We start from the raw sequence: 20,776 nt of genomic DNA, 5'->3' as shown, positions 1-20,776 counted from the left end.
GTGACAGCGCTCAAGGATTGCGGTGATCTGCCGAGTGGGAGGAATTGCTGCGAGAGGGGCGATCGATCCGGAAGGGAGCACACAGCCGAGGGACGCAGGACCGGGAGGGAATCAGGACCGGAAGGGAGCAGGACCAGGGGGCGCAGGCCGGGGGGGTGCCGGAGGGGCGTTCGGACGGGGAAGCCGAACGTGGCACCGGTGTCGGGGAGGGTCGCGGTGCCCACCGAGCTCGGGGTGGTCGGGGACCGCGGCGGCAGGGAGGGACAGGGTGGGAGCGGCAGGTCCGGCGCATGGGGATGCGCCGGGCCTGCCGGCCTGTCCGGCGCGGGGCCGGCCGAGCCGAAGGACCGGTGAGGCCGCGGGCGGCCGCCGGCAGCGGTCAGCTCTCGGCCACGAACACGTGCCCGGCGATCTCCTTCGGCAGCTCCACCGCGTTGTCGCCGCTGCCGACCAGTACCCCGCCGAGCCCGGCCGTCACCTGGACGACCGCCCCGGGGCGCACCCCGGCCCGGCGCAGCGTCAGCATGAGCTCGCCGTCGGTCTGGATCGGCTCGCCGATCCGGCGGACCACCACCGTGGTGGCCTGCTCGCCGACCGTCAGCGCCTCCAGGGTGGTCAGCGCGGCGTCGAAGCCCTCGCCCTCCGCCTTGGCGTCGCCCAGCTCGTCCAGGCCCGGGATCGGGTTGCCGTACGGGGACTGGGTGGGGTGGCCGAGCATGGCGAGCACCTTGCGCTCGACCGTCTCGCTCATCACGTGCTCCCAGCGGCAGGCCTCCTCGTGCACCTGCTCCCACTCCAGGCCGATCACGTCGACCAGCAGACACTCGGCGATCCGGTGCTTGCGCATGACCCGGACGGCGAGTCTGCGGCCCTCGGACGTCAGCTCCAGATGGCGGTCGCCCGCGACCTGCAGCAGGCCGTCGCGCTCCATCCGCCCGACGGTCTGGCTGACCGTGGGGCCGCTCTGCTCCAGCCGCTCGGCGATCCGGGCGCGCATCGGGGTGATGCCTTCTTCCTCCAGCTCCAGAATGGTGCGGAGGTACATCTCAGTGGTGTCGATCAGACCAGACATCGCCCCTGGCTCCCGTTCCTCGGTGTCCTCACCGCCAATTCTGACGTACCGGAGTGACAACCAGTGCCGCCGGACGGCTATGCCCTGCGGATTTGGTGGCTGTTGACAGGGGAGCGCCCCAGGCAGCACGGTGCTCGCCAGATCTTTCTCCATACGCGGTCTGGACCACCGGACCGCCCCGCGCCCTGATGGAGTTCCGATGACCGACCTGGTCGGGCAGTACTTCGACGCCGCCGTGGCCCACCTCCGGCGGGTCCGAACCGAGGAGGCCGGGAACATCGAGGCCGCCGCGGAGCTGTTGGCCGAGGCGGTGGCGGACGGTCGCCGAATCTTCACCTTCGGCGCCGGACACTCCTCGCTGGCCGCACAGGACGTGGTCTACCGGGCCGGCGGCCTGGTGGTGATCAACCTGCTGAACGTGCCCGGGATGACCGGCGTGAACGTGATGCCCGCGCCCCTGGGCAGCGCCCTGGAGCGGGTCTCCGGACTGGCCACCGCCACCCTGGACCTGACCCCCGCGCGCAGCGGCGACCTGCTCTTCCTGATCTCGCTCTCCGGCCGCCAGGTGATGCCGGTCGAGCTGGCCCGGCACGCCCGGGACCGGGGTCTGCGGGTGGTGGGGGTCACCTCGCTGGCCTATCCGGCGGAGGTCTCCTCCAACCACCCCTCGGGGACCTTCCTCAAGGACAACTGCGACGTGGTGCTGGACAGCAAGATCGCGGTCGGCGACGGCGAACTCTCCCACCCGGCGGCGGGAGTGCCGTTCGGATCCGTCTCCACCATCGTCACCAGCGCCCTGATGCAGGCCGTGGTCGCCTCGGCGGTCGGCCGGCTGGCCGAGCGCGGGATCACTCCGCCGCTGTTCCGCTCGGGCAACGTGGACGGCGGCACGGAGTGGAACGCCAAGGTGATGGCGGACAACGCGGACCGCATCCTGTACGCGTACTGAGACCTGTTCGCCCACCGGGACCGGCCGCCCACGCACGTTTCCCGGCACGTCCCCGCCGCCGGGCGCGCCCGGCGGCGGCCGCGAGGCGTAGCCGGGCCCGGCCCCGGGCAGGATCCAGCTGTTCGGTATCCAGGTATCCATGGGCGGCGGGGCGACCGGGGGGTCAGCATGGCGGCGGGGGCGGCGCGATCGATCGGCTGGGTGCGCGAGGACGAGCTGCTGCCCGAGATCTTCTGGGCCTCGGACTCCGCCTCGCTGCAGGGACAGCGCCGCTCCGTCGCACTGTCCCGCTGGGAGCTGGTGCTGCTGGTGGTGGCCGCCGCCACCGGTTCCGCCGACGGCGACCTGTGGGCCTGGACGGCCGCCTTCGCCTACCTGCTGACCCTGGCGATGGCCACGGTGGCGGCCCGGCAGAATCCGCAGCGGCTCTGGTACGACGGCCGGGCGATCGCCGAGTCGGTGAAGACCCTCTGCTGGAAGTACGCCGTCCAGGCCGACGCCTACCAGCCGCCGCCGAAGAAACTGCCCGACGCCGAGCGGCTGTACGACGTCCAGCTGAAGGGCATCCTCGGGGAGTTCGACACCGCGCAGGTGATCCCGGAGATGTCCCGGATGGACAACGACCTGCAGACCTGGCGGGAGCCGGCCCACCACCCGCAGATCACCGACATGATGACCCGGCTGCGCGACCAGCCGCTGGAGGTGCGCCGTGAGGTGTACCTGCGGGAGCGGGTGCAGGCCCAGCGCGAGTGGTACCGCAGCAAGGCCCAGCGCTGCCGCAACGCGGCCCGGCGGGCCGGGCGGCTGGCGATCGTGCTGCCGCTGCTCGGGCTGACCCTGGCGGTGCTGCGCGCCCTGGGGTGGTTCAGCTACGACGCGCTGGGCACGGTCTCCGCGGTCGCGGCCTCGGTGTCGGCCTGGGCGCAGCTGCGCCAGTACCGGCCGCAGGCGGCCGCGTACGGGCTGGCCGCGGACGAGTTGGCCAAGGTGGAGGCCCAGCTGACCCAGCTGAAGCTGGACTCCGAGCAGGCCGAGGACTACTGGGCCCGGCTGGCCCGGGACGCCGAGGACGCCATATCCCGGGAGCACACGACCTGGCAGGCCCGCCGCGAGGTGCGCGGCCTGGACGTGCCGAACTGAACCCGTAGGGCAATCGACCTGTTCGGCGAGTGATCTGGAGGCAGCCGGTGGTGGCACGGACGGTCGAGGCACCGGGCGGACGTGCGCTGGCGGTGGAGGTCTCCGGGGACCCTCAGGGCAGCCCGGTGTTCCTGCTGCACGGGACCCCGGGCAGCAGGGTGGGCCCGGCGCCGCGCAGCAGTGTGCTGTCCCGGATGGGGGTGCGGCTGATCTCCTTCGACCGCCCGGGCTACGGCGAGTCGGACCGGTTGCCGGGCCGCCGGGTGGCCGCGGCGGCGACGGACGTGCTGACGATCGCCGAGGACCTCGGCCTGGAGCGCTTCGCGGTGGCCGGGCGCTCGGGCGGTGCCCCGCACGCGCTGGCCTGTGCCGCGCTGCTCGCGGACCGGGTGACCCGGGTGGCCGCCCTGGTGAGCCTGGCGCCACGGAACGCCGAGGGGCTGGACTGGTACGGCGGGATGACGCCGTCGAACGTCCGGGAGTACCACCAGGCGGAGCGCGGGCTGCTGCGGATCGCCGACGCCTTCCAGCTCAGATCGCGGGTGATCAAGCGCGACCCGGTCCGGCTGATCAAGGATCTGGTGCCCGAACTGCCGCCCACCGACCGGACGGTGGTGACGGATCCGGGGATCCGCCGGATGCTGCTGAGCACCTACCGGCAGGCCTTCCGCTACGGCGCCTTCGGCTGGATCGACGATGTGCTGGCCTTCACCACCGACTGGGGTTTCCGGGTGCAGGACATCCGGGTGCCGGTGCGGCTGTGGCACGGGGCGGACGACCAGTTCTCCCCGGTGGACCACTCGCGCTGGCTGGCCGACAACATCCCGGGCGCCGAGCTCTACCTGGAGCCCGGGGCGGCGCACTTCGGGGCGTTCGAGGAGATGGCCTCGACGCTGAAGTGGCTGGTCGGCTGAGCCGGCCGGACGTCGCGGGCTCGCACCACCGACCTCACACCCGCACGGTCACACCGCCGCAGTCACACCACCGGGGTGAGCGGCGGGTCGCCCGCCAGGACGGCGAGCACGTTGTCGACGGCGAGGCCGCCCATGGCCTGCCTGGTCCGCACGGTGGCGCTGCCGAGGTGCGGGACGAGGACGGCCCGCTCCTGCGCGAGCAGGTCGGGGTGGACGGCCGGCTCGTGCTCGAAGTTGTCCACGGCGGCGGCGAACAGGTGCCCCGAGGCCAGCGCCGCGGCCAGCGCCCGCTCGTCGACCACGCCCGCCGTCATGCTCACCACCACCGCGCCGGGCGGCAGTTGGGCGAGCCGCTCGGCGTCCACCAGGTGCCGGGTGGCGTCGGTGAGCGGGCAGGTGACCACCAGGACCCGGGACTCGGCGAGCAGCCGGTCGAGCGGCAGCGGACGGGCCCCGGCCTCGCGGTCGGCGGGGAGCCTGCTGCGGTTGTGGTAGCCGACGGGCATGGCGAAGCCGGCCGCGCGGCGGGCCACGGCCTGCCCGATCCGGCCCATGCCGAGGATGCCGAGCGGGGTGCCGGCCAGTTCCATCCCGAGCATGAAGGTCGGCGCCCAGGCCCACGGCCGCCCGGAGCGCAGCAGCCGCTCGCCCTCGCCCAGTCGGCGGGTGGCGGCCAGCAGGAGGGCCCAGGCGAGGTCCGCGGTGGCCTCGGTGAGCACCCCGGGGGTGTTGCTGACCAGCACGCCGCGCTCGGCGCAGGCGGCCAGGTCGATGTTGTGGGTGCCGACCGCGTGGTTGGCGACGATCCGCAGGCCGGGGCCCGCGGCGGCGAGGAACTCGGCGTCCACCCGGTCGTCGAGGGTGGTGATCACGGCGGTGCGGCCGGGCAGCGCGGCCAGCAGTTCGGCCCTGGCCATCGGCTGCTCGCTGTCGTGCAGGGTGACGGCCGGCGGCGCCAGCCGGTCGAGGACACCGTCGGCGAGGCGGCGGGTGACGAGGACGGGGGGTGTCACGGTCTCGGTCATCAGGCCCGCAGGCTACACCGCCTGCGGGCCCGGCCGGCGGTCACAGCGGCTGCGGCTCCAGGTCCCGGTTGATCCGGTGCCAGTTGTGGGCCGAGACCACGGTGGGGTGCCCTTCGTCGAAGAGCTCCAGCAGGATCACCATCGCGTGCTTGCGCATCGCCTCGGCCTCCCGGGCCCGGCCCGCGGCGCGGAGGGTGATCGCCAGGTTGAGCTGGCAGACCACGGCGTCGGGGTGGGTCGGACCGTACCGGTTGTCCAGGCCCGCGTGCGCCACCCGGCCGATCTCCTCGGCGCGCGCCAGCTGGCCGCTCTCGGCGTACGCGTTGGCCAGGTTGATCATCGCGTTGAGGGTGTACGGGTGGTCCGGGTCGAGCACCCGGGACAGACCCTGGACGGCCTGTTCGCCGAACCGCACGGCCCCGGCGACGTCGCCGCTGCCGCGCAGGTAGATCGCCAGGTTGTTCTGGCAGGCCAGGGTGAACGGGTGGTCGTCGCCGAGCAGCCGGCGGTGCCCGTCGTAGGCGGCGGCGGCGATGTCGCGGGCGGTCTCCTTGTCGCCGGCCGCGCTGTGGTCGGCCGCCAGGTTGAGCTGACAGGCCAGGGCCTCCGGGTTCTCGGTGCCGTACCGCTCGACGTAGCGCTGGTAGGTCTGCTCGGTGAGTTCGCGGGCCTCGCCCAGCTCGCCGGCCCGGCGCAGCGACACGGCCAGCGACTTGGCGTTGCGCAGGGTCTCCGGCAGATCCGGCCCGAGGATGGAGGTGAACGCCTCGTAGACCTCCCGCAGCAGTTCGGCGGAGCCCTTGTAGTCGCCCATCTCCCGCAGGTCCCGGGCCAGGTTGGACTTGCTGGAGAGGGTGTACGGGTGGGCCTGGTCGAGGACCGCGGAGCGGCGTTCGAAGGTGTCCTGGTCGAGGTCGCGGGCGGCCACGCTGTTGCCGACCAGCCGGTGGTCGATGGCCAGGTTGTTGGCGACGGACAGCGTCCGGGCGTCGTCCTCGCCGAACAGCTCCACGAACTGGCTGTACGTCTCCAGGTCCATGGTCAGCGCTTCCTGGAAGCGGTTGAGGTACCGCAGGTCGGCGCCCATCGAGTTCGCCGTCATCAGGGTGAACGCGTTGTGCTCGCCGAGCAGTTCGCGCTGGCCGGCCAGGGTGGCCTGGTCCATCTCCAGCGCCTCGGTGTACGAGCCCATCGAGCGCAGCACGTTGGCGAGGTTGAAGCGCAGGCTGAGGATCTGCCGGCGCAGGAAGCGCCGCTCGGCCGGGTCGGCCTCGACCTCGTACCGCTCGGCCCAGACCGCGTCCAGCTGGCGGGCCAGCTGGAGGGCCTGGTCCAGGTCGACGGTCTTCCACAGGTAGCGGACCCGGTCGATGAGCAGTTCGCGGACCTCGCGCTCGTCGCAGTCCTGGGCCCGGGAGGGGCCGAGGTGCGGCCAGATCTTCTCCAGGGTGGGCCAGTTCTCGGGGTTGTCGGTGTCGCCGAGCTGCGGGCGGGCGCTGGCCAGGATCCGGTGCACCTCGTGCATGGTGCTGTTCTGGTCGGCCTGGGTCATCCCGCTGCGGACCACCGCCTGGACCAGCCGGTGCACCTGGAAGCTGGAGGCGTCGGTCTTGGCGAGGGCGTACCGGCTGACCGCGCGGATCACCTTGCCCAGCATGAAACTGTCGGTGAGCTCGGCGTCGAACGGCTCCAGGGCGCGCCGCATCTGCTCGCTGTAGAAGAAGTGCTTGAGCGAGATCGGCTCGGGGGCGAAGAACGCGGACAGCTCCAGCAGCCGGACGGCGGCCGGGGACTGCTCGCGCAGCCGGGCGATCGACACGTTCCAGGTCAGACCGACCGGGGTCGGGTAGTCGACCGGGGTCTCGCCGGCCGCGAGCACCTTGGTGGCCGCCGCCTGCAGCTGGGCGACGTAGGTGTCGACCGGCGTACGGGTGGTCTCCAGCCAGGCCGCGGCGACCTCGACGGCCAGCGGCAGGTCGCCGAGCGCCTCGGCCACCCGGTCGGCCTCCTGCCTGGTCAGGCCGCGGACCCGGCGGGTGATGTGGTCCACGCTCTCGGCCCGGGTGAAGACGTCGACGCCGAGCACGCCGGCCTGCCCCGACCAGCCCTGGTTGCGGGAGGTGACCAGGATGTGGCCCGGGCCGTCGGGGAAGTACGGGCGGATCCGGGAGGGTTCGTCCGCGTTGTCGAAGACCAGCAGCCAGCGGGAGGTCGGCGAGCCCCGGCGGAGCGCGTCGCGGGCGGCCTCGGCCGCCTCGTTGACGCTGTCGCTGGTGCGCAGGCCGAGCCGGCCCGCGAGCTCCGCGAAGGACTGGGCGGCCGACTCGGTCTGCTCGGCGTTGATCCACCAGACCAGGTCGTAGTGCGACATGTACCGGTGGGCGTACTCCAGGGCCACCTGGGTCTTGCCGATGCCGCCGAGCCCGTACAGCGTCTGCGGGGTGGGCAGCACCGCGGTGGGGCCGCCGACCAGCTGTTCGCGCAGGTCGTCCAGCACCTTGGTGCGACCGGTGAAGGAGTGGTTGCGCTGCGGGACGGACCAGTACGCGGGCTTGGCGCCCGGGAAGCGCGGGGTGTCGGTGGCGCGTTCGCCCAGGTCCGCCTCGCCCCGGCCGAGGGCGCGCAGCAGGGCCTGGACGGCCTCGGCCTCGTCCCGGCCGACCAGGTCGACGGGGTTGCGGTTGTTGTACGGCGCGGTGATCCGGATGTCGCCGACCCGGACCGGGATCAGCTGGCGCCGGGCGCCGGCCGGGTCGGCGCTGACCGTCCGGCCCCACAGCGCCTGGGCCTGCGGCGAGGAGAGGTAGGCGGAGGAGAGCACGGCGACCGTGCGGTAGGCCGAGTCGATGCCGCGCTCGGTGGAGGTGCGCGGGTTGGTCCCCACGCCGAGGTCCATCGAGACCACCCGGAAGCCGGCCTGGCCGAGCACGGCGGAGATCCAGTCCGCCCAGGCCCGGTCCTGCGGGACGTAGCTGAGGTAGAGGTCGGCGGGCGCGGTCGGTCGGCGGCGGACGAACGCGGCGAGGTTGCGCAGCCGCAGGTCCTCGTCCATCGGCGGCAGGCCGGTGACCTGGCCGTGGGTGAGCTCGGAGGTCAGCCGCTCGCAGGCGGCCAGGATCGAGGCCGGCTGCTGGGGCAGGTCGCCGAACGGCGCGAGGATCTCCTCGTAGGCGTAGAACGGCCGGTACGGGATCTCCACCGAGGCCCAGTAGCGCAGCAGTTCGGCCTCGCTCAGACCCTCGGGCAGGCCGCCGAACTTGATCCGGGCGAGTGCCCGGCCGGCGTCGGCCTTCTCCTTCTCGCCCTCGTCGATCCGCATCGGCACCGGCAGGATCCGGATCCCGCGCGACTCGTACTGGGTGTCGATGGTGTGCGCGACCCGGGAGGCGCCGTCGATCGACTGGTCGCTGAGGGTGAAGCAGACCACCAGGTCGTCGGGCATCTCCACGGTGCAGATGTCGGCGGTGTCGGTGAGCCCCGTCCGGCTGTCGATCAGCACGTAGTCGTAGCGGCGCTTCATGTCCCGGCGCAGCGCCTCGATGAAGGCGGCGCCGTTGTGGTTCTCGTAGAGCAGGTCCCAGTCGATCCGGTTGCCGGTGCCCGAGTAGTCGCGGTTGAGCTGCCCGGCCGGGACGAAGTCCAGGCCGCCCTCGCCCGGGAAGTGCGGCCAGGCCAGCGAGATGGCGTGCGGGTGGATCCGGGCGAAGTCCTCGTGCCAGTTGAGGTCGCGGTTGAGCGGGCGGCGGGCCTCTTCGAGGTAGTCCGCGAAGAGGTCCATGATGCCGGTCGTCCCGGCGACCACGTCCGGGTCCAGGAACGGCCGGAAGAACTGGTCGAGGCCGGGGGCCTCCAGGTCCCAGTCCACGGTGAGCACCCGGTGCCCGTTGGAGGCCAGGATCCAGGCGGTGTTGGCCAGCGCCATGGTGCGCCCCGTGCCGCCCTTGTACGAGTAGAAGGTGATGATCCGGCCCTGGCGGTCGTCCTCCGTTCTGGCGCCGTAGTCCCGCTCGGTGCGGTGGCCGGTGGCCCGGAGCTTGTCCCCCGGCCGCTCGGCCGGCCGGTGCGCCCAGGTCGGTGTGTCGGTCATGGCTCTCCTCCCCCACGGGCAACCCGTCCGAGGCCGCCGTCGTCATCCCTGCCGTACCCGTCGGTCGTCGGCTCCGCACCACGCAGGCCCTGTCGCAGGCTGGGCCTGCGCGGTCCCGTCGCGCCGGCCGGGCCTGCCGGGCCCGGCCTTGTCTCGCTCCGCTGGTCGAAGGCGTTGGTCGCCTGCATCACGGCCCGTTCGAGTTCGCCGCGGAACTCCTCCAGGCTGCCGGGGGTGCCGCCGACCGGGCTGCGCAGGCTGGGCCGGTGGGCACCGCGGCTGAGCCGCAGGACTTCCTCGCTCAGACCGTTGAGCATCTCCTCGTCTCTTCGGCACTCCGGGTCCTCCGGGTTCCACGGCTCCAGGACGCTCACCCAGGGCAGGTTCCTCCGGTCCAACTGCCTGATCTTACCGCTTCGTTGACGATCGGTCAGGGCCCAGCGGTCGACCAGCAGCACGCTCGGGCCGGCCGGTTCCTCGGCCAGCAGCACGTCCGCCTCGTCCTCGAACTCGCCGACGGTCGGCACGAAGCCCATCCGCCGGGCCACCTCGGCCGCGTCCTCGGCCAACGGCCGTGCCGATTGCGGCTGGTAGGGCTGCCAGTCGAGCCGGCGCGCCCCGTAGCAGTCCGGGCCGCGCCCGGCCGGCAGCTCCCGGCGGCGCAGCGAGTACACCGAGATCCGCACCCGGTCGGTGGGCGGCGGCGGCTCGAAGGCGCTCGGCTGGGACTCGAAGTCCGCCTGCTGGCCGAGGGGTATGACGGTCTGCTTGGCGACGTGGACGATCCGCTCGGCGAGCCGGTACACGGCGTTCTCGTACTGGCCCCGGTACGAGGCGATCTTCATCAGCGCGTACAGCCCCTCGGCCGCGTAGTCGCCGCCGAAACTGTCGTGGCTGAACTGGAGTTCACTGGCCACCCGGGGCAGCGGGTAGTGGTTCATCGCCACCCACAGCACCGGGACGATCCCGGTGTGCCGCTCGCCGCCGGGCCGCCGCTGGTACACCGGCCGCTGGCTGAACAGGTGCCACTCCTTGCCGCAGGCCTGGCTGGCGAAGTAGCGCGGCGAGTAGAGCGGCACGAACACCCGGCAGTTGGCGAGCTCGGCGGAGAGCCGCTCGGCCCACTTCTGCCCCTGGTGCATGGAGCGGTCCATGAAACCCACCGGGTGGCCGGACGGCGCGTCGGTGAGCTGGAAGATGGCCTCGCAGAGGTCGTTGTACAACTGTGCGACCCAGATGTTGGGATCGCCCGAACCCCGGTTCCCCGCCCGCGGAATATGCGCATAACTGAGGAAGAAATACGGACGCTGGTCCCTGCCACTGTCCCCCTGGCCGTTCAAGCCGCGCCTCCCCCGAGACAGCTGATACCCACAGAAGCTCCTCAGTCTAGGAACGGCTAGTTCCCGATGGAATAGGGCCGTACACCCCACCGTAATCACGGAGCGCTGAGCAGGAGTCAACTTTTCCTGTTGAGAAGCCACTTCGTCGCAAGATCCACGGTCTCGGCGATCGGCAGCAGAAAGCACTCGGCGTCCCCCAGCCTGCCCCTGACCAGGCCCGCGCACTCCCGGACGACCGCCTGCGCCATCTCCTCGAAGTGCCTGACCTCCAGCCGGAGCGCGTCGAAGTGCACCCACTGCCGCACCCCGCGCCCGTCCCGGATCACACAGCCGTAGTGCTGCTGGGCCTGCTCCGGCTGCCAGTACTCGGCGAGGTGGAAGACCGTGCAGCACACCCACGGCACGCTGACCAGCAGGACCCGGGCCCCCTCCTGGTAGAGCCGGTGGGTCGGCGAGCGCTCGCCGAGGTGGCTGCGCAGGTCGTGGCCGGCCATCAGGCGCCCGGCCGCCGGGCCGACCGCCGCGAACGAGGTCTGCGGGTGGTCGCTGCGCACCGCGTGCTCGGTGGTGCGGATCTCCTCCGCGAGCCGGCCCATGGTGCGCGAGGCCGGCGTGCTCGCCCGGTCGAACGCCGGCATCGTCGCCCGGTAGCCGCGCAGCTCGGCGGGCGGCAGCCCGGCGGTCGCCGCCCGGTCCAGCGGGGAGGTGTCGGAGTTCTCCGGGGTCGCCGTGTACGCCACCAGGGTGCCGGCCGGGCCGAGGGCGGCCCGCAGGGCGGCGACGATCGCCGCCGACCCGCCGTCGACCGGACCGATCGCTTTCACGGAGGACTGCACGAGCAGGGTCTCGCCCTCCCTGACGCCCAGGTCGCGCACATGGGCGGTCAGCTCCGCTTGGGAGTACACCACGGCCTCCAGTAGCCGCCCGGCGCCGCGGCCGGACTCGGGACATCCACCGCTCAGTGGCCGGTGGCCACCACTGCCTCCGGGCTGCGCGCCCGCCACCGCGCCAGGTTCTCCGCCGCCGCGTGCCGGGCCCCCGCCTCGGCGTCGGCGCCCACCGGGACGTCCAGCCACGGCGTGAGGGCCGCCCGCATGCCGAGGGCGAACCGCAGGCCGCCGTCGGTGAGCGAGCCGGAGCCGATCAGCGTCCGCACGGCCTCGGCGGTGTGCGCGCGCCAGGTCGCCAGCTGCAGCCGCGCCCGGGTGCCCGCCGCACCGCCCGCCCCGTCGTACGTCCGGGCCCGGGCGCCCCAGAACTCGGTCACCGCCAGGTGCGCGTACGTGCCCTGCAGCAGCCCCTCCAGCGGGCGCGGGTCGGGCCGCCAGGGCGCGTAGTAGAGCCGGTCGTCGGCCGGGTCGTACAGGTCGTGGAAGTCCAGGACCGCACCCAGCTTGACGTGCTGGAACTCGTGCGCGATCAGCAGCGCGAGGATCGCCGGGTCGGCCGGGCGGGCGATGCCGACGGCGCCGAAGGCCTGCCGCGCGGCCGCGCTGATGTCCCGGCCGGCCGGGCCGGGGCGCAGCGGGGTGACGGTGGACAGGCCCGCGGTGATCCCGGGGACGTGGCCGGGCAGCTCCCGGCCGAGCAGGGCCCAGGCGGCCCGCAGGTCCGCCGTCCAGGCGGTCAGCTCCGGGTCGGTCAGCCGGTCGGCGGCCGGCCACTGGTGGCTGTCGCGCTGCGGGTCGGTGTCCTCCAGGGTGACCGTCCAGCCCGGCAGGCCGATCCGGCGGACCGGCTGCCAGCGTCCGTCGGCCGGGGCGTCCCCGCGGACGCGGACGCCCGCGACGGTGAACCCGTCGGCGGTGACGGTCAGCCGGGCCTCGCCGCTGCCGCCGGTCAGCACCCGTCCGAGAGTGGGCAGGTGGACGGCGCCGCCGCGGACCGGCAGGACGAGCTCCACCGGCAGGCCGGCCCGTACCGCGGCGGCCGCGGCCAGCTCGGCGAGGCCGCCGAGGTCGGCGCCGGGCTCACCCTGCAGGCAGCGCACGGCCCAGGAGCGGGCGTACGGATGCGTGAGCACCGCGTCGAGTGCGCCGGGCGCACGGCCGTCCAGCTCGGCGAGGACGCCCCAGGCCTGCGAGGGGCCGGCGGCGACGGCGGCCAGCAGCCGTCTGGTCAGGCCCAGCTGCGCGGCGGCGAGGGTTCGGACGGTCTGCCCGCCGCCGTGGCCGGAGGCCAGTTCGAGCAGTTGCTCCTCGGTCAGCACCGCGGGGGGAGCGGCCTCCCGGGCGGGCGTCGCGGCGCTGTCCCGGACGGTGGTGATCAGTTTCATCAGATCTCCGCAGAAGACCGACGGATTGTCGAAGCCGCCACCGCTGCGGTAGCGGTGCGCGTAGAGGCCGCCACCGCAGGAGCGCACCACCGGGCAGGCGCGGCACTGGGCGCTGAGCCCGGCCAGGCCCGACTGGCGCTCCATCATGCCCGGGTGCAGGGCGACTTCGTCCAGGGTGTGCGCGAAGACGTCGAACCCGGTCGCGGGTGCGCCGTCGTAGGCCGTCTTGAGGCTGTCGGCCTGTTCGAGGCTGCCGTCCGTCTCGATCACCACGAGGTCCGCCGGATCGAGGCCGAGGGACTCGGTGAGGCTGGAGCGGCCGCGCAGGGTGCGGTGGATCGACTCGAAGCCGCGGACCGGCACCGGGCGGCCCTGCTCGGTCCAGCGGTCGTGGACGGCCAGCAGCCAGTCGGCGTAGGGCGTCGGCCCGGCGCCGTCCGGGCGCTTCGGCGGGACGTCCCAGGTGGCGTGGGGCAGGAGGAAGTCGATCCGCGGCGGGTCGAGGGCCACCAGCGCCTCGTACACCGCCAGGGGGTCGTTCTCGACGTCGATCGTGCACAGCAGTCCGGCGTACAGGTGGCGGAACTCCGGCAGGCGCAGCAGCTCCACTGCGGCGAGCACCTTGGCGTGGCTGCTGCGGCCGTCGGCGAAGCGCCGGTGCCGGTCGTTGGCGACCCTGTCGCCGTCGAGCGAGATGCCGACCTTGACGTCCAGCTCGTCGAAGAGCTCGCAGAACTCCCGGCTGAGCAGTACGCCGTTGGTGTGGATCCGCAGATCCAGTGCGCAGTCCTCGGGCAGGGCCGCGCGCAGCAGCTCGGCGGCCCGACGCAGCCGCACCGGACCGGCGAGCAGCGGTTCCCCGCCGTGCAGCACCACATGGACCGCTCTCAGCCGGTGAGCGGCCACGTGTTCCGCGATCCGCTCCGCAGTCCCGGCCAGCACCTCGTCGCTCGCGGCCCGCGGACGCCCGCGCCAGCTGGTGTCTGCGTGTTCGTAGACATAGCAGTGGTCACAGGCCAGGTCACAGCGACTGTGCACCTTCAGCACGAACTGCCTGAAGGGGACCGGATGGTGCGTCATGAAGGTGAACCGCCGTCAAAGGGTGTGTGGCAACGCGGGGAACCGATTCAGCGCAACCTCAGATGGACGACTGGAAAGCCGCGACCGACACGTGGTTGGTCACGGCGCCCGGCAGTGCGCGCCGAAGCTGCGCGACGAGCTCGTCGGCTCCCAGTGCGGCGAGTTCGGCGAGCGACACTCTTCCTTCACCGATCTGACCGTCAGTCAAATACTCTACGGGCTCGTTGGCAAGTGCAGTAGTCATGGCAGTGCTGCCCTTCTTCCGTGGACATGGGCGATACATGGGCCGTTGTCTGACTGTTCTTCAGATCTCGGGCTGTTCTTCAGGCATCGGATCGCCGCGGTGGTGAGGGCCGCCTGTCGCGACTGCCACTGTGGTACGACGCCTGGCCAAATGTTATGCCCCGAAGCGGCACGAAGTGCCCGCATCACCTACGGCGGGAGCGGGGCGCGGGCGGCCGCCGGAAGTCGTCTGGTCGTCCCAAGTGCACTTGTGCTCGGCGGCGCGGTCGGGGGGATTCACTCGTTCGGCGAAGCGTGCGCGCCGCCGGCCCGCTCGTGCTCCTCCTGCGCCAACCGGCTGACGGCCTCCCGGGCCCAGCGGGTGTCCGGGTGGTCCGGACCGAGGATCCCGTCCAGCTCCGGGAGCAGGTCGCGCAGCCTGCGCAGGCCCTCGGCCGCCCCGCCCGCGCACGCCGTCCAGTAGGCGTGGGCGGCGCGGCCGACCAGGATCTCCGGGTGCTCCGGGGTCAGCCAGCGGCCGGCGTCGGCGAGCAGGTCGCGCAGCAGCGCCGCCGCGCCCGCCGCGTCCCCCGTCTCGCCCGTCCACTGGGCCGCCCGGCGCCGGAAGCCGTACGGCGTCGGGTGGTGCGGGCCGAGCGCTTCGGCCAGCCGCGGCAGCAGCGGTGTGATCATGCGCAGCGCGGCGGCCGGGTCGCCGTTCACCCCGGTCCAGTGACCGATCTCGGCCTCGGCGACCAGGGTGAGCTGGTCACCCGGGCCGAGTGTGCGCCGGAGGTCCGGCAGCAGTGCCCGCCACAGGTCCAGTGCCTCGGCCGACCGTCCGCTCAGTCCGGTCATGGACGCGATGTTGGCCCGGGTGCGCAGCGTTTCGCGGTCCTCCGGGCCCAGGACCCGGATCTGCCGGGGCAGCAGGTCGCGGTAGAGCGGGAGGGCCGCGGCCGTGTCGCCGCCGAAGGCCGTCCAGAAGGCCGTCTGGTGCCGGCTGAAGAGTGCGTCGGGGTGGTCGGTGCCGAGCCGCCGCTCCTGCTCGGGCAGCAGGTCACGGTAGGCGGCCACGGCCGCGGCCCAGTCGCCCGACCAGCCGCTCCAGTGCCCGATCCGGGCGCGCAGCGCGTCCACCCGGCCGTGGTCGGGCCCCAGCCGGGCGAGCAGGTCCGCGAGCAGGTCGCGGCACAGGCGCAGCGCGGTCTGCGGGGCACCCGCGGCCCCGATCCACTCCGCCAGGTCGAACCGCCCGCCCAGCACCGCCGGGTGGTCCGGGCCGGACTCGGCCAGCACCCGTTCCAGGACCTGCTCGCCGAGCTCGACGGCCTCGGGCCAGCGCTGTTCGCGGACCAGGGCGGCGAGCGCCCCGTCCCGCTCCGCCAGGGCCCCGAACGGCACGTCCGTGACCGGCCCGCCGTCGGTGGCCGCCCGGCCGGGCGCGAAGTGGCCGAGCAGCGCGGTGTCCGTGCCCGCGAAGGCCCGGGCACCCGGGGGCAGCGCGGCGCTGCCCCCGGTGCCGGCCTGCAGGGCCGGCAGGTACCGGCCGCCGGCCGTCCCGCGCCGCAGCAGGTCCGTGACGAGTGCGGCGGTGCCCAGCACCTCCCGGCTGGGCAGCGACTCCAGCAGCAGCTCTCGCAGCCCCGGGCGGAAGTCGTAGCGGACCGGCCGGCCTGCGGCGTCACCGGCCGGCCGGTCGGCGGGCGCGCCGCCGGTAAACGTCGCATCGGCGGGCGCGCCGTCCGCGGGTGTGCGGCGCAGCAGGCCGCCGAGCAGTACTTCGGCGAGGTGGGCCGGGCTGCTCCGCCCGCCCAGGACCGCCCGCTGCACCAGGCGCATCACCGGCAGCGTCAGCGGGCGGACGGCGGCCAGGTGACCGGCCAGCCGGAAGGCCTCGGGCGAGGCGGCGGCGTGGAACAGCGCGAGCCTGGACCGCATGTCCGGTGCCTGCTCCGCCCCCGGGGCGGGCCGGGGTACGTCGGCGGCCGGCCGGCCGGCGCCGTCGACCTCGGCGACCTGGACGGTGATCGCGCCTGTGCCGGCGACCAGGGCGGCCCAGGACGCCACGGCCGCCGGGCCGAACTCCAGGACCGGCACCGGCAGGCCGCCGAACGGCGCGAGGTCCGGCGGCAGCACCGGGTCGGCGACCCGCCAGCCGGTGTTGGGGCAGCCGGCCCGGGCGCCGGTCAGCAGCTTGGTCTCGGTCCGCAGGCCGGTGCCGGGCCACAGCCGCGGGGGCAGTGGCTGCAGGACGGCGGTGGGGCAGGTACGGGCCCAGGCCGCCAGCAGCGGTTCGATCCGGCCTTCCCGCCAGCCGGCGCCCACCGCGTCCGAGAGCACCAGGACCACACCGCGGCCGTCGGCGGGGCACACCGCGCGGGGCGGCAGCGGCGTCCCCGGGGCCGCGAACGGGCGGTGGGACAGGTACGGGCCGTCCGGGTGCCGGGTGTCCAGACCGTAGCTCCTGACCCGGCGGAAGATCCCGGCGCTCTGCAGCAACGCGCCCAGCTCCCGGGAGAGTTCGCGCCAGACCTGCATGGACAGGCCGTCGTCGACCACCAGGGCGACGTCCAGCCAGCGTTCGCGGCGTGGGCGCAGCGCGAGGTCGAGCACGCCGGTGTCGGCCACCAGGTCGGCGGTCGCGTTCTCGTCGAGTTCCCGCTCGCGGGACGAGGGCACCGGGCGCCGCAGCGGTCGCAGGGCGCGGGTGAGCCGGCGCTGCGCCGGCAGCGCCCGGTCGGCCCGCAGCAGGACGGGCAGCGCGGCGGCGCCGTCCACGGCCGGGCCCGCCGCCGCGTACACGTCGGCGCCAGGGGGCGGCGGCAGGATGTCGCCGTGGACGGCGCCGTCCGGACCGGGCGGAGCGGGCGGTCCGGGCCGAGCGGGCGGCGCGGCCGCCGCCGGCCCGGGGGCGACCGCGGCCGGGGCCACCCGGGCGGCCAGCCACAGCACTTCGGCGAGCTCGGCGGCGGTGAGGGTGATCCCGGCCGCCGCCAGCACCGCGTACAGGCGCTCGACCGGGGACGGTTCGGTCACTGCGCGGGCCCGGCGTCGTCCAGCGAGCGCAGCACCGCGGCCACCAGGTGGTCGCGTTCCAGGTCGACCCCGTTGATCCGCAGGTGCACGGCGTTCAGCAGCTGGTCGGTGGCCAGGACCGCCTGGCCGGTGTCCCGTCGTTCCAGGAACGCGGCGATCAGGTCCTCGGCGGCCGCCAGGCCTTCGGCGCCCAGGTGGGCGGCGACGATCTCCCGCAGCTGCGGCCCGGTCGGCGGTCGGAGGTCCAGCCGGACGCACCGGCGCAGGAACGCCGGCGGGAAGTCGCGCTCGCCGTTGCTGGTGAGCACCACGACCGGGAACTCGCGGCAGGCGACCCGGCCGTGCCGCACGGTGTGCCGTTCCCGGCCGCCCTCGACCATGACCGGCACCTCGGCCTGGCCGGTGCCGAGCCGGGCCAGTTCGGGGATCACGAACTCGCCTTCCTCGAAGACCACCAGCAGGTCGTTGGGCAGGTCGACGTCGCCCTTGTCCAGCTCGTCCACCAGCAGCACCCGCGGGCGGCCCGGCGCGCCGGTGGCCAGGGCCGTGCCGAGCGGGCCGAGCCGCAGGTAGCTGCCGAGGTCCTGGCTGTCCTCGCCGGCGCGCCCGGCGTCGCGCAGCCGGCCGACCGCGTCGTAGCGGTACAGGCCGTCGGTCAGCTGGGTCCGGCTGTTGACGTCCCAGCGCAGCGGGGCCCCGAGCCCCAGCTCGTGGGCGATCGCGTGGGCGAGGGACGACTTGCCGGTGCCGGGCGGGCCGGTGACGAGCAGCGGGCGGCGCAGGTGGAGTGCGGCGTTGACGACGTCCGCCTCGGCCTCGGTGATGTGGTACCTGCTCGCGTGCCGTTCGGCGCCGTCGGCCGGGAACCGCCGCCAGGGCGGGGGCGGCGGCAGCTCGCGCGGGCGGGGGACCCGGTCCCCGCGGTACAGCCGCCAGCCGTTCGGATCGGCAGTCATGGTGCGTGTCCCTCTCTCTGATCGGCCGTCACCGGGCGGTTCGCCGCGTGGTTCGCCGGACGGCTCACTGGGGGTCGCTGAGCGGCAGCGCGGCCGGTATGCCGTCCGGGCCGTCGTAGACCAGCGCGAGGTGCTGCCCGACGCCGCCCTCCCCGGCCCTGATCCGGGCCTCGTAGACCGCCCGCGGCAGCTGGGCGACCGTCAGCCCGGCGGTCAGCTCGCGCAGCAGCGCGCCGGCCCGCCGGTCGGCCGTCGGCCTCGGCCACACCACGCCGGGGACGCCGACGGCCAGCGCGATGGCGCGCAGGACGCCCGTCCCGGCGGGCGGGCAGCACAGGGCGACCCCGCTGACCGGCGCCGGCCGGCCGCGCTCCTGGACGGCCGGATCACGCTCCTCCTGGGGCAGTACGCGCCCGGTGTGCCGGGCCTGCCAGCGGTAGCGGAGCTCGGGCCGGTACTCCGGCCGGCGCAGTTCGGGGCAGCGCAGCACCACCAGGAAGTCCTGGCCGAGCACGCTGGGGAACAGGTCGTCGGGACGGTAGACCCACCGGTCGACGTCGAGGTCGAGGTCGTCCTTGCGGACGAAGAACTCCACCTTCGGCACCGTGCCCGGCTCGCTCTCCCGGGTGGCGTGGGCGAGCACCTCGGCGAGCACCTCCAGCAGCGCCGACCGGCTGAGCGGGGTGTCGTGGAAGCCGCGGTGCAGCACGGAGCCGTCCGCGCCGTGCACCCGCAGGGTGCAGCCGAACAGGTCGGCGCCGCCGGAGCGCCACAGCTGCACCTGGACCAGCGGCGCCTCGGCCTCCTCGCGGGCCCGGCGGATCCGCTCGGCCTCGGCTGCCCGGGTCCGGTGCCCGGCCAGCGCGGCCACCAGGTCCAGGCGGTCGGCCACCGCGTCGTTCCAGTTCTGCAGGGCGGTGCGGGCCCCCTCGTCGGCGGCCTCCCGGGCCGCGAACTCGATCACCTGGAGCAGGTACGGGACCTGGCCGAAGCGCGGCCGGTAGCCCTCCAGGACCCGGACCAGCTCGGGCCAGTCGGCCTGGGCCGGGGTGGGCCCCAGCGGCAGCGCGCGGGCGGCGACCCGGTGGGGAGCCGCCGGGTGGCCGGCGAGCAGAGCGAGCAGCTCGCGGTGCTCGGGGGCGGTCAGCAGTTCGTCGGGCGCCAGGAAGACCGCCTGCACCTGCAGGGCGGTCCGCTCCTCCCGGGTGGGCGCGCGGTCGGCCAGCACCGCGACGAGGGTGGCGACTCCGTGCGGGGCGGAGAGCGCGGTCAGCGCGAACCACTCCGGCGCCGCCAGCTCGCCGTCGGCCGGGGGCGGGGTGCCCAGCCGGGTGGCCAGGTCCAGCGCGGCGTCCGCGCGCTCGGGGGCGTCGGGCAGGTAGCGGTGGACCGGTTCGACGAGCCGGCGCCACAGCGGGGCGTCGCCGGCCGGGTACGGCCGGGGCTCGTCCTCCGCGTGGCCCGGCCGGCCGGCCGGCAGCAGCCCCGGGAGGTGTTCGGCGATCACGCCGGTCGGGATGGCGAAGGCCCGCCTGCCCCGGCGGCTGACCACCAGTCCGACCACCCGCTGCCGGCCGCGGTCCCACAGCGGCGAGCCGCTGTACCCCTCGACCAGGCCCTGGGCGGAGTCCGGGGTGTCCAGGACGAGCCAGCGGTCGGTGACCCCCTGCACCACCACGGCGGCCACGGTGCTCGGGTTGCCGCTGCCGTACCAGGCGAAGGCGGAGGGGCCGGTGCGGTGCCGGCCGAGCGGCGCGCCGGGTACGGGGTGCGCGGGCCGGTCCACGAGCCTGAGCAGCGCGAGGTCGGCCGACCACTCCGGGTCGCCTTCCCGGACGTCCTCCTCCCCCGCACCGCCGCGCCCCGGGAGCCACCGCTCGACCGCGACCCGGTAGCGTCCGTCGGGCGCCAGGCCGGGCAGCGCCACCAGCAGCCCGTCGACCGCGCCGTCCCGCTCGACGGGCGGCGGCTGGGCGAACGGGGGCCGGCCGAGGGCCTGGTTGACCACGTGCGCGCAGGTCAGCACCCGGCCACCGGCGAGCAGCAGGCCGCCGCCGTAGGCGCGCGCCTCGCCGGCCCGGTAGAGGGCGGCGTGCGCGGCCTTGACCGGTGCGTCCGGATCGCCGTCCGTCGTCGATTGACGCAAAACCGCCCCTCTCGGCCCTGTCAGGGCGCGGCCCGCTCGGCGGGGGAGGGTGCCGGAACGGCCGCGGCGGGGCGGCCGGTCCGCCAGCTCGCGCGGACGACGAGCGCGGCCTCCGCCCCGGCCGACACGATGCCCAGCCGCAGGTCCTTCGACAGCTTGACGCCGAACTCCACCTCGACCTGCTCGGGCGGCCGGGCGGCGGAGAGCACCGCGCCGTGCACCAGGTCGAGCACTCCGCCGAGCGGGCGCAGGGCCTCCCGCAGGGCCTGGGCGGTGGTGTGCGCGGCGTCCCGGGCCCGGCCCACGGCCACCGTCGGGCCGGAGTCGCCCGGCAGGTCGGGGAGGTCGGCGGCGCCCGCCGCCGGCCCGGGCGCCGCCAGGTCGAAGACCTGCAGCAGGACCGACGTGCCGTCGCCGAGCGTCACTTCGGTGAATCCCGTCATGCCGGACACTCTCGCACCGCGGGACCCACGGGACCTACCCCAACGGGCTTTGCCTGCAGCGGGTTTCGGCCATCGCGCCGGGGCCGGC

General features: G+C 74.5%; 14 protein-coding genes. 3 read left to right on the top strand and 11 right to left on the bottom strand.

Translation table 11 applies throughout. From position 1 onward, the window contains the following. Nucleotides 1-379 precede the first annotated feature (379 nt). Entirely contained in the window at nt 380-1,072 is a 693-nt protein-coding gene (locus OG871_RS21855; protein ID WP_371498658.1) for a metal-dependent transcriptional regulator, read from the bottom strand. A 199-nt stretch (nt 1,073-1,271) separates the two neighbouring features. Between OG871_RS21855 and OG871_RS21850 the strand changes: the two genes are divergently transcribed. From OG871_RS21850 to OG871_RS21840, 3 genes are all read left to right on the top strand, one after another. Continuing rightward, nucleotides 1,272-2,021: a sugar isomerase domain-containing protein gene (locus tag OG871_RS21850; RefSeq protein WP_371498657.1), complete on the top strand. Its 750-nt coding sequence runs from the start codon at nt 1,272-1,274 to the stop codon at nt 2,019-2,021. A 201-nt stretch (nt 2,022-2,222) separates the two neighbouring features. Next, on the top strand, nt 2,223-3,161 hold the full coding sequence (locus OG871_RS21845; protein ID WP_371498656.1) for a DUF4231 domain-containing protein: 939 nt from the start codon (nt 2,223-2,225) through the stop codon (nt 3,159-3,161). Between the two features lie 50 nt (nt 3,162-3,211). Then, nucleotides 3,212-4,075 (top strand): alpha/beta fold hydrolase, encoded by an 864-nt coding sequence (locus OG871_RS21840; RefSeq protein ID WP_371503382.1) that lies wholly within the window; start codon nt 3,212-3,214, stop codon nt 4,073-4,075. A 62-nt stretch (nt 4,076-4,137) separates the two neighbouring features. Here the strand turns inward: OG871_RS21840 and OG871_RS21835 are convergent, their stop codons facing one another. The 10 genes from OG871_RS21835 to OG871_RS21790 form a co-directional block, all read right to left on the bottom strand. Further along, nucleotides 4,138-5,100: a 2-hydroxyacid dehydrogenase gene (locus OG871_RS21835; RefSeq protein WP_371498655.1), complete on the bottom strand. Its 963-nt coding sequence runs from the start codon at nt 5,098-5,100 to the stop codon at nt 4,138-4,140. A 40-nt stretch (nt 5,101-5,140) separates the two neighbouring features. Next, on the bottom strand, nt 5,141-9,187 hold the full coding sequence (gene fxsT, locus OG871_RS21830; protein WP_371498654.1) for an FxSxx-COOH system tetratricopeptide repeat protein: 4,047 nt from the start codon (nt 9,185-9,187) through the stop codon (nt 5,141-5,143). Next, the gene (locus OG871_RS21825) at nt 9,184-10,617 is read right to left on the bottom strand and encodes a TIR-like protein FxsC (protein WP_371503381.1); all 1,434 of its coding nucleotides are present in this window, start codon (nt 10,615-10,617) and stop codon (nt 9,184-9,186) included. Before OG871_RS21825 ends, fxsT begins: the two co-directional genes overlap by 4 nt. A gap of 26 nt (nt 10,618-10,643) precedes the next feature. Next, nucleotides 10,644-11,435 (bottom strand): aminoglycoside N(3)-acetyltransferase, encoded by a 792-nt coding sequence (locus tag OG871_RS21820; RefSeq protein WP_371498653.1) that lies wholly within the window; start codon nt 11,433-11,435, stop codon nt 10,644-10,646. A gap of 50 nt (nt 11,436-11,485) precedes the next feature. Next, nucleotides 11,486-13,882, bottom strand: a complete 2,397-nt coding sequence (locus OG871_RS21815) for an FxsB family cyclophane-forming radical SAM/SPASM peptide maturase (protein WP_371498652.1) — start codon at nt 13,880-13,882, stop codon at nt 11,486-11,488. Nucleotides 13,883-13,940: 58 nt separating this feature from the next. Further along, nucleotides 13,941-14,126 (bottom strand): hypothetical protein, encoded by a 186-nt coding sequence (locus tag OG871_RS21810; RefSeq protein ID WP_371498651.1) that lies wholly within the window; start codon nt 14,124-14,126, stop codon nt 13,941-13,943. Between the two features lie 275 nt (nt 14,127-14,401). Then, complete coding sequence (locus tag OG871_RS21805; RefSeq protein ID WP_371498650.1) at nt 14,402-17,143, bottom strand: SAV_2336 N-terminal domain-related protein; 2,742 nt, start codon at nt 17,141-17,143, stop codon at nt 14,402-14,404. Beyond that, nucleotides 17,140-18,099 carry an AAA family ATPase gene (locus OG871_RS21800; RefSeq protein ID WP_371498649.1) on the bottom strand — a complete coding sequence of 320 codons (960 nt, stop codon included), beginning with the start codon at nt 18,097-18,099 and terminating at the stop codon, nt 17,140-17,142. Before OG871_RS21800 ends, OG871_RS21805 begins: the two co-directional genes overlap by 4 nt. A gap of 64 nt (nt 18,100-18,163) precedes the next feature. Beyond that, on the bottom strand, nt 18,164-20,245 hold the full coding sequence (locus tag OG871_RS21795; RefSeq protein ID WP_371498648.1) for a trypsin-like peptidase domain-containing protein: 2,082 nt from the start codon (nt 20,243-20,245) through the stop codon (nt 18,164-18,166). A gap of 20 nt (nt 20,246-20,265) precedes the next feature. Continuing rightward, a complete protein-coding gene (locus tag OG871_RS21790; protein ID WP_371498647.1) occupies nt 20,266-20,688 on the bottom strand; it encodes a CU044_2847 family protein in 423 nt (140 codons plus the stop codon). Nucleotides 20,689-20,776 lie beyond the last annotated feature (88 nt).

It is taken from the genome of Kitasatospora sp. NBC_00374 (assembly GCF_041434935.1).
Lineage (GTDB): Bacteria > Actinomycetota > Actinomycetes > Streptomycetales > Streptomycetaceae > Kitasatospora.
This window is presented reverse-complemented; position numbering and strand designations above follow the sequence as displayed.

What these genes read in the sequence shown, in the direction of transcription:
- OG871_RS21855 (WP_371498658.1), bottom strand. Translation starts at nt 1,072, where the DNA reads ATGTCTGGTCTGATCGACACCACTGAGATGTACCTCCGCACCATTCTG.
- OG871_RS21850 (WP_371498657.1), top strand. Translation starts at nt 1,272, where the DNA reads ATGACCGACCTGGTCGGGCAGTACTTCGACGCCGCCGTGGCCCACCTC.
- OG871_RS21835 (WP_371498655.1), bottom strand. Translation starts at nt 5,100, where the DNA reads ATGACCGAGACCGTGACACCCCCCGTCCTCGTCACCCGCCGCCTCGCC.
- fxsT (WP_371498654.1), bottom strand. Translation starts at nt 9,187, where the DNA reads ATGACCGACACACCGACCTGGGCGCACCGGCCGGCCGAGCGGCCGGGG.
- OG871_RS21815 (WP_371498652.1), bottom strand. Translation starts at nt 13,882, where the DNA reads ATGACGCACCATCCGGTCCCCTTCAGGCAGTTCGTGCTGAAGGTGCAC.
- OG871_RS21810 (WP_371498651.1), bottom strand. Translation starts at nt 14,126, where the DNA reads ATGACTACTGCACTTGCCAACGAGCCCGTAGAGTATTTGACTGACGGT.
- OG871_RS21800 (WP_371498649.1), bottom strand. Translation starts at nt 18,099, where the DNA reads ATGACTGCCGATCCGAACGGCTGGCGGCTGTACCGCGGGGACCGGGTC.
- OG871_RS21790 (WP_371498647.1), bottom strand. Translation starts at nt 20,688, where the DNA reads ATGACGGGATTCACCGAAGTGACGCTCGGCGACGGCACGTCGGTCCTG.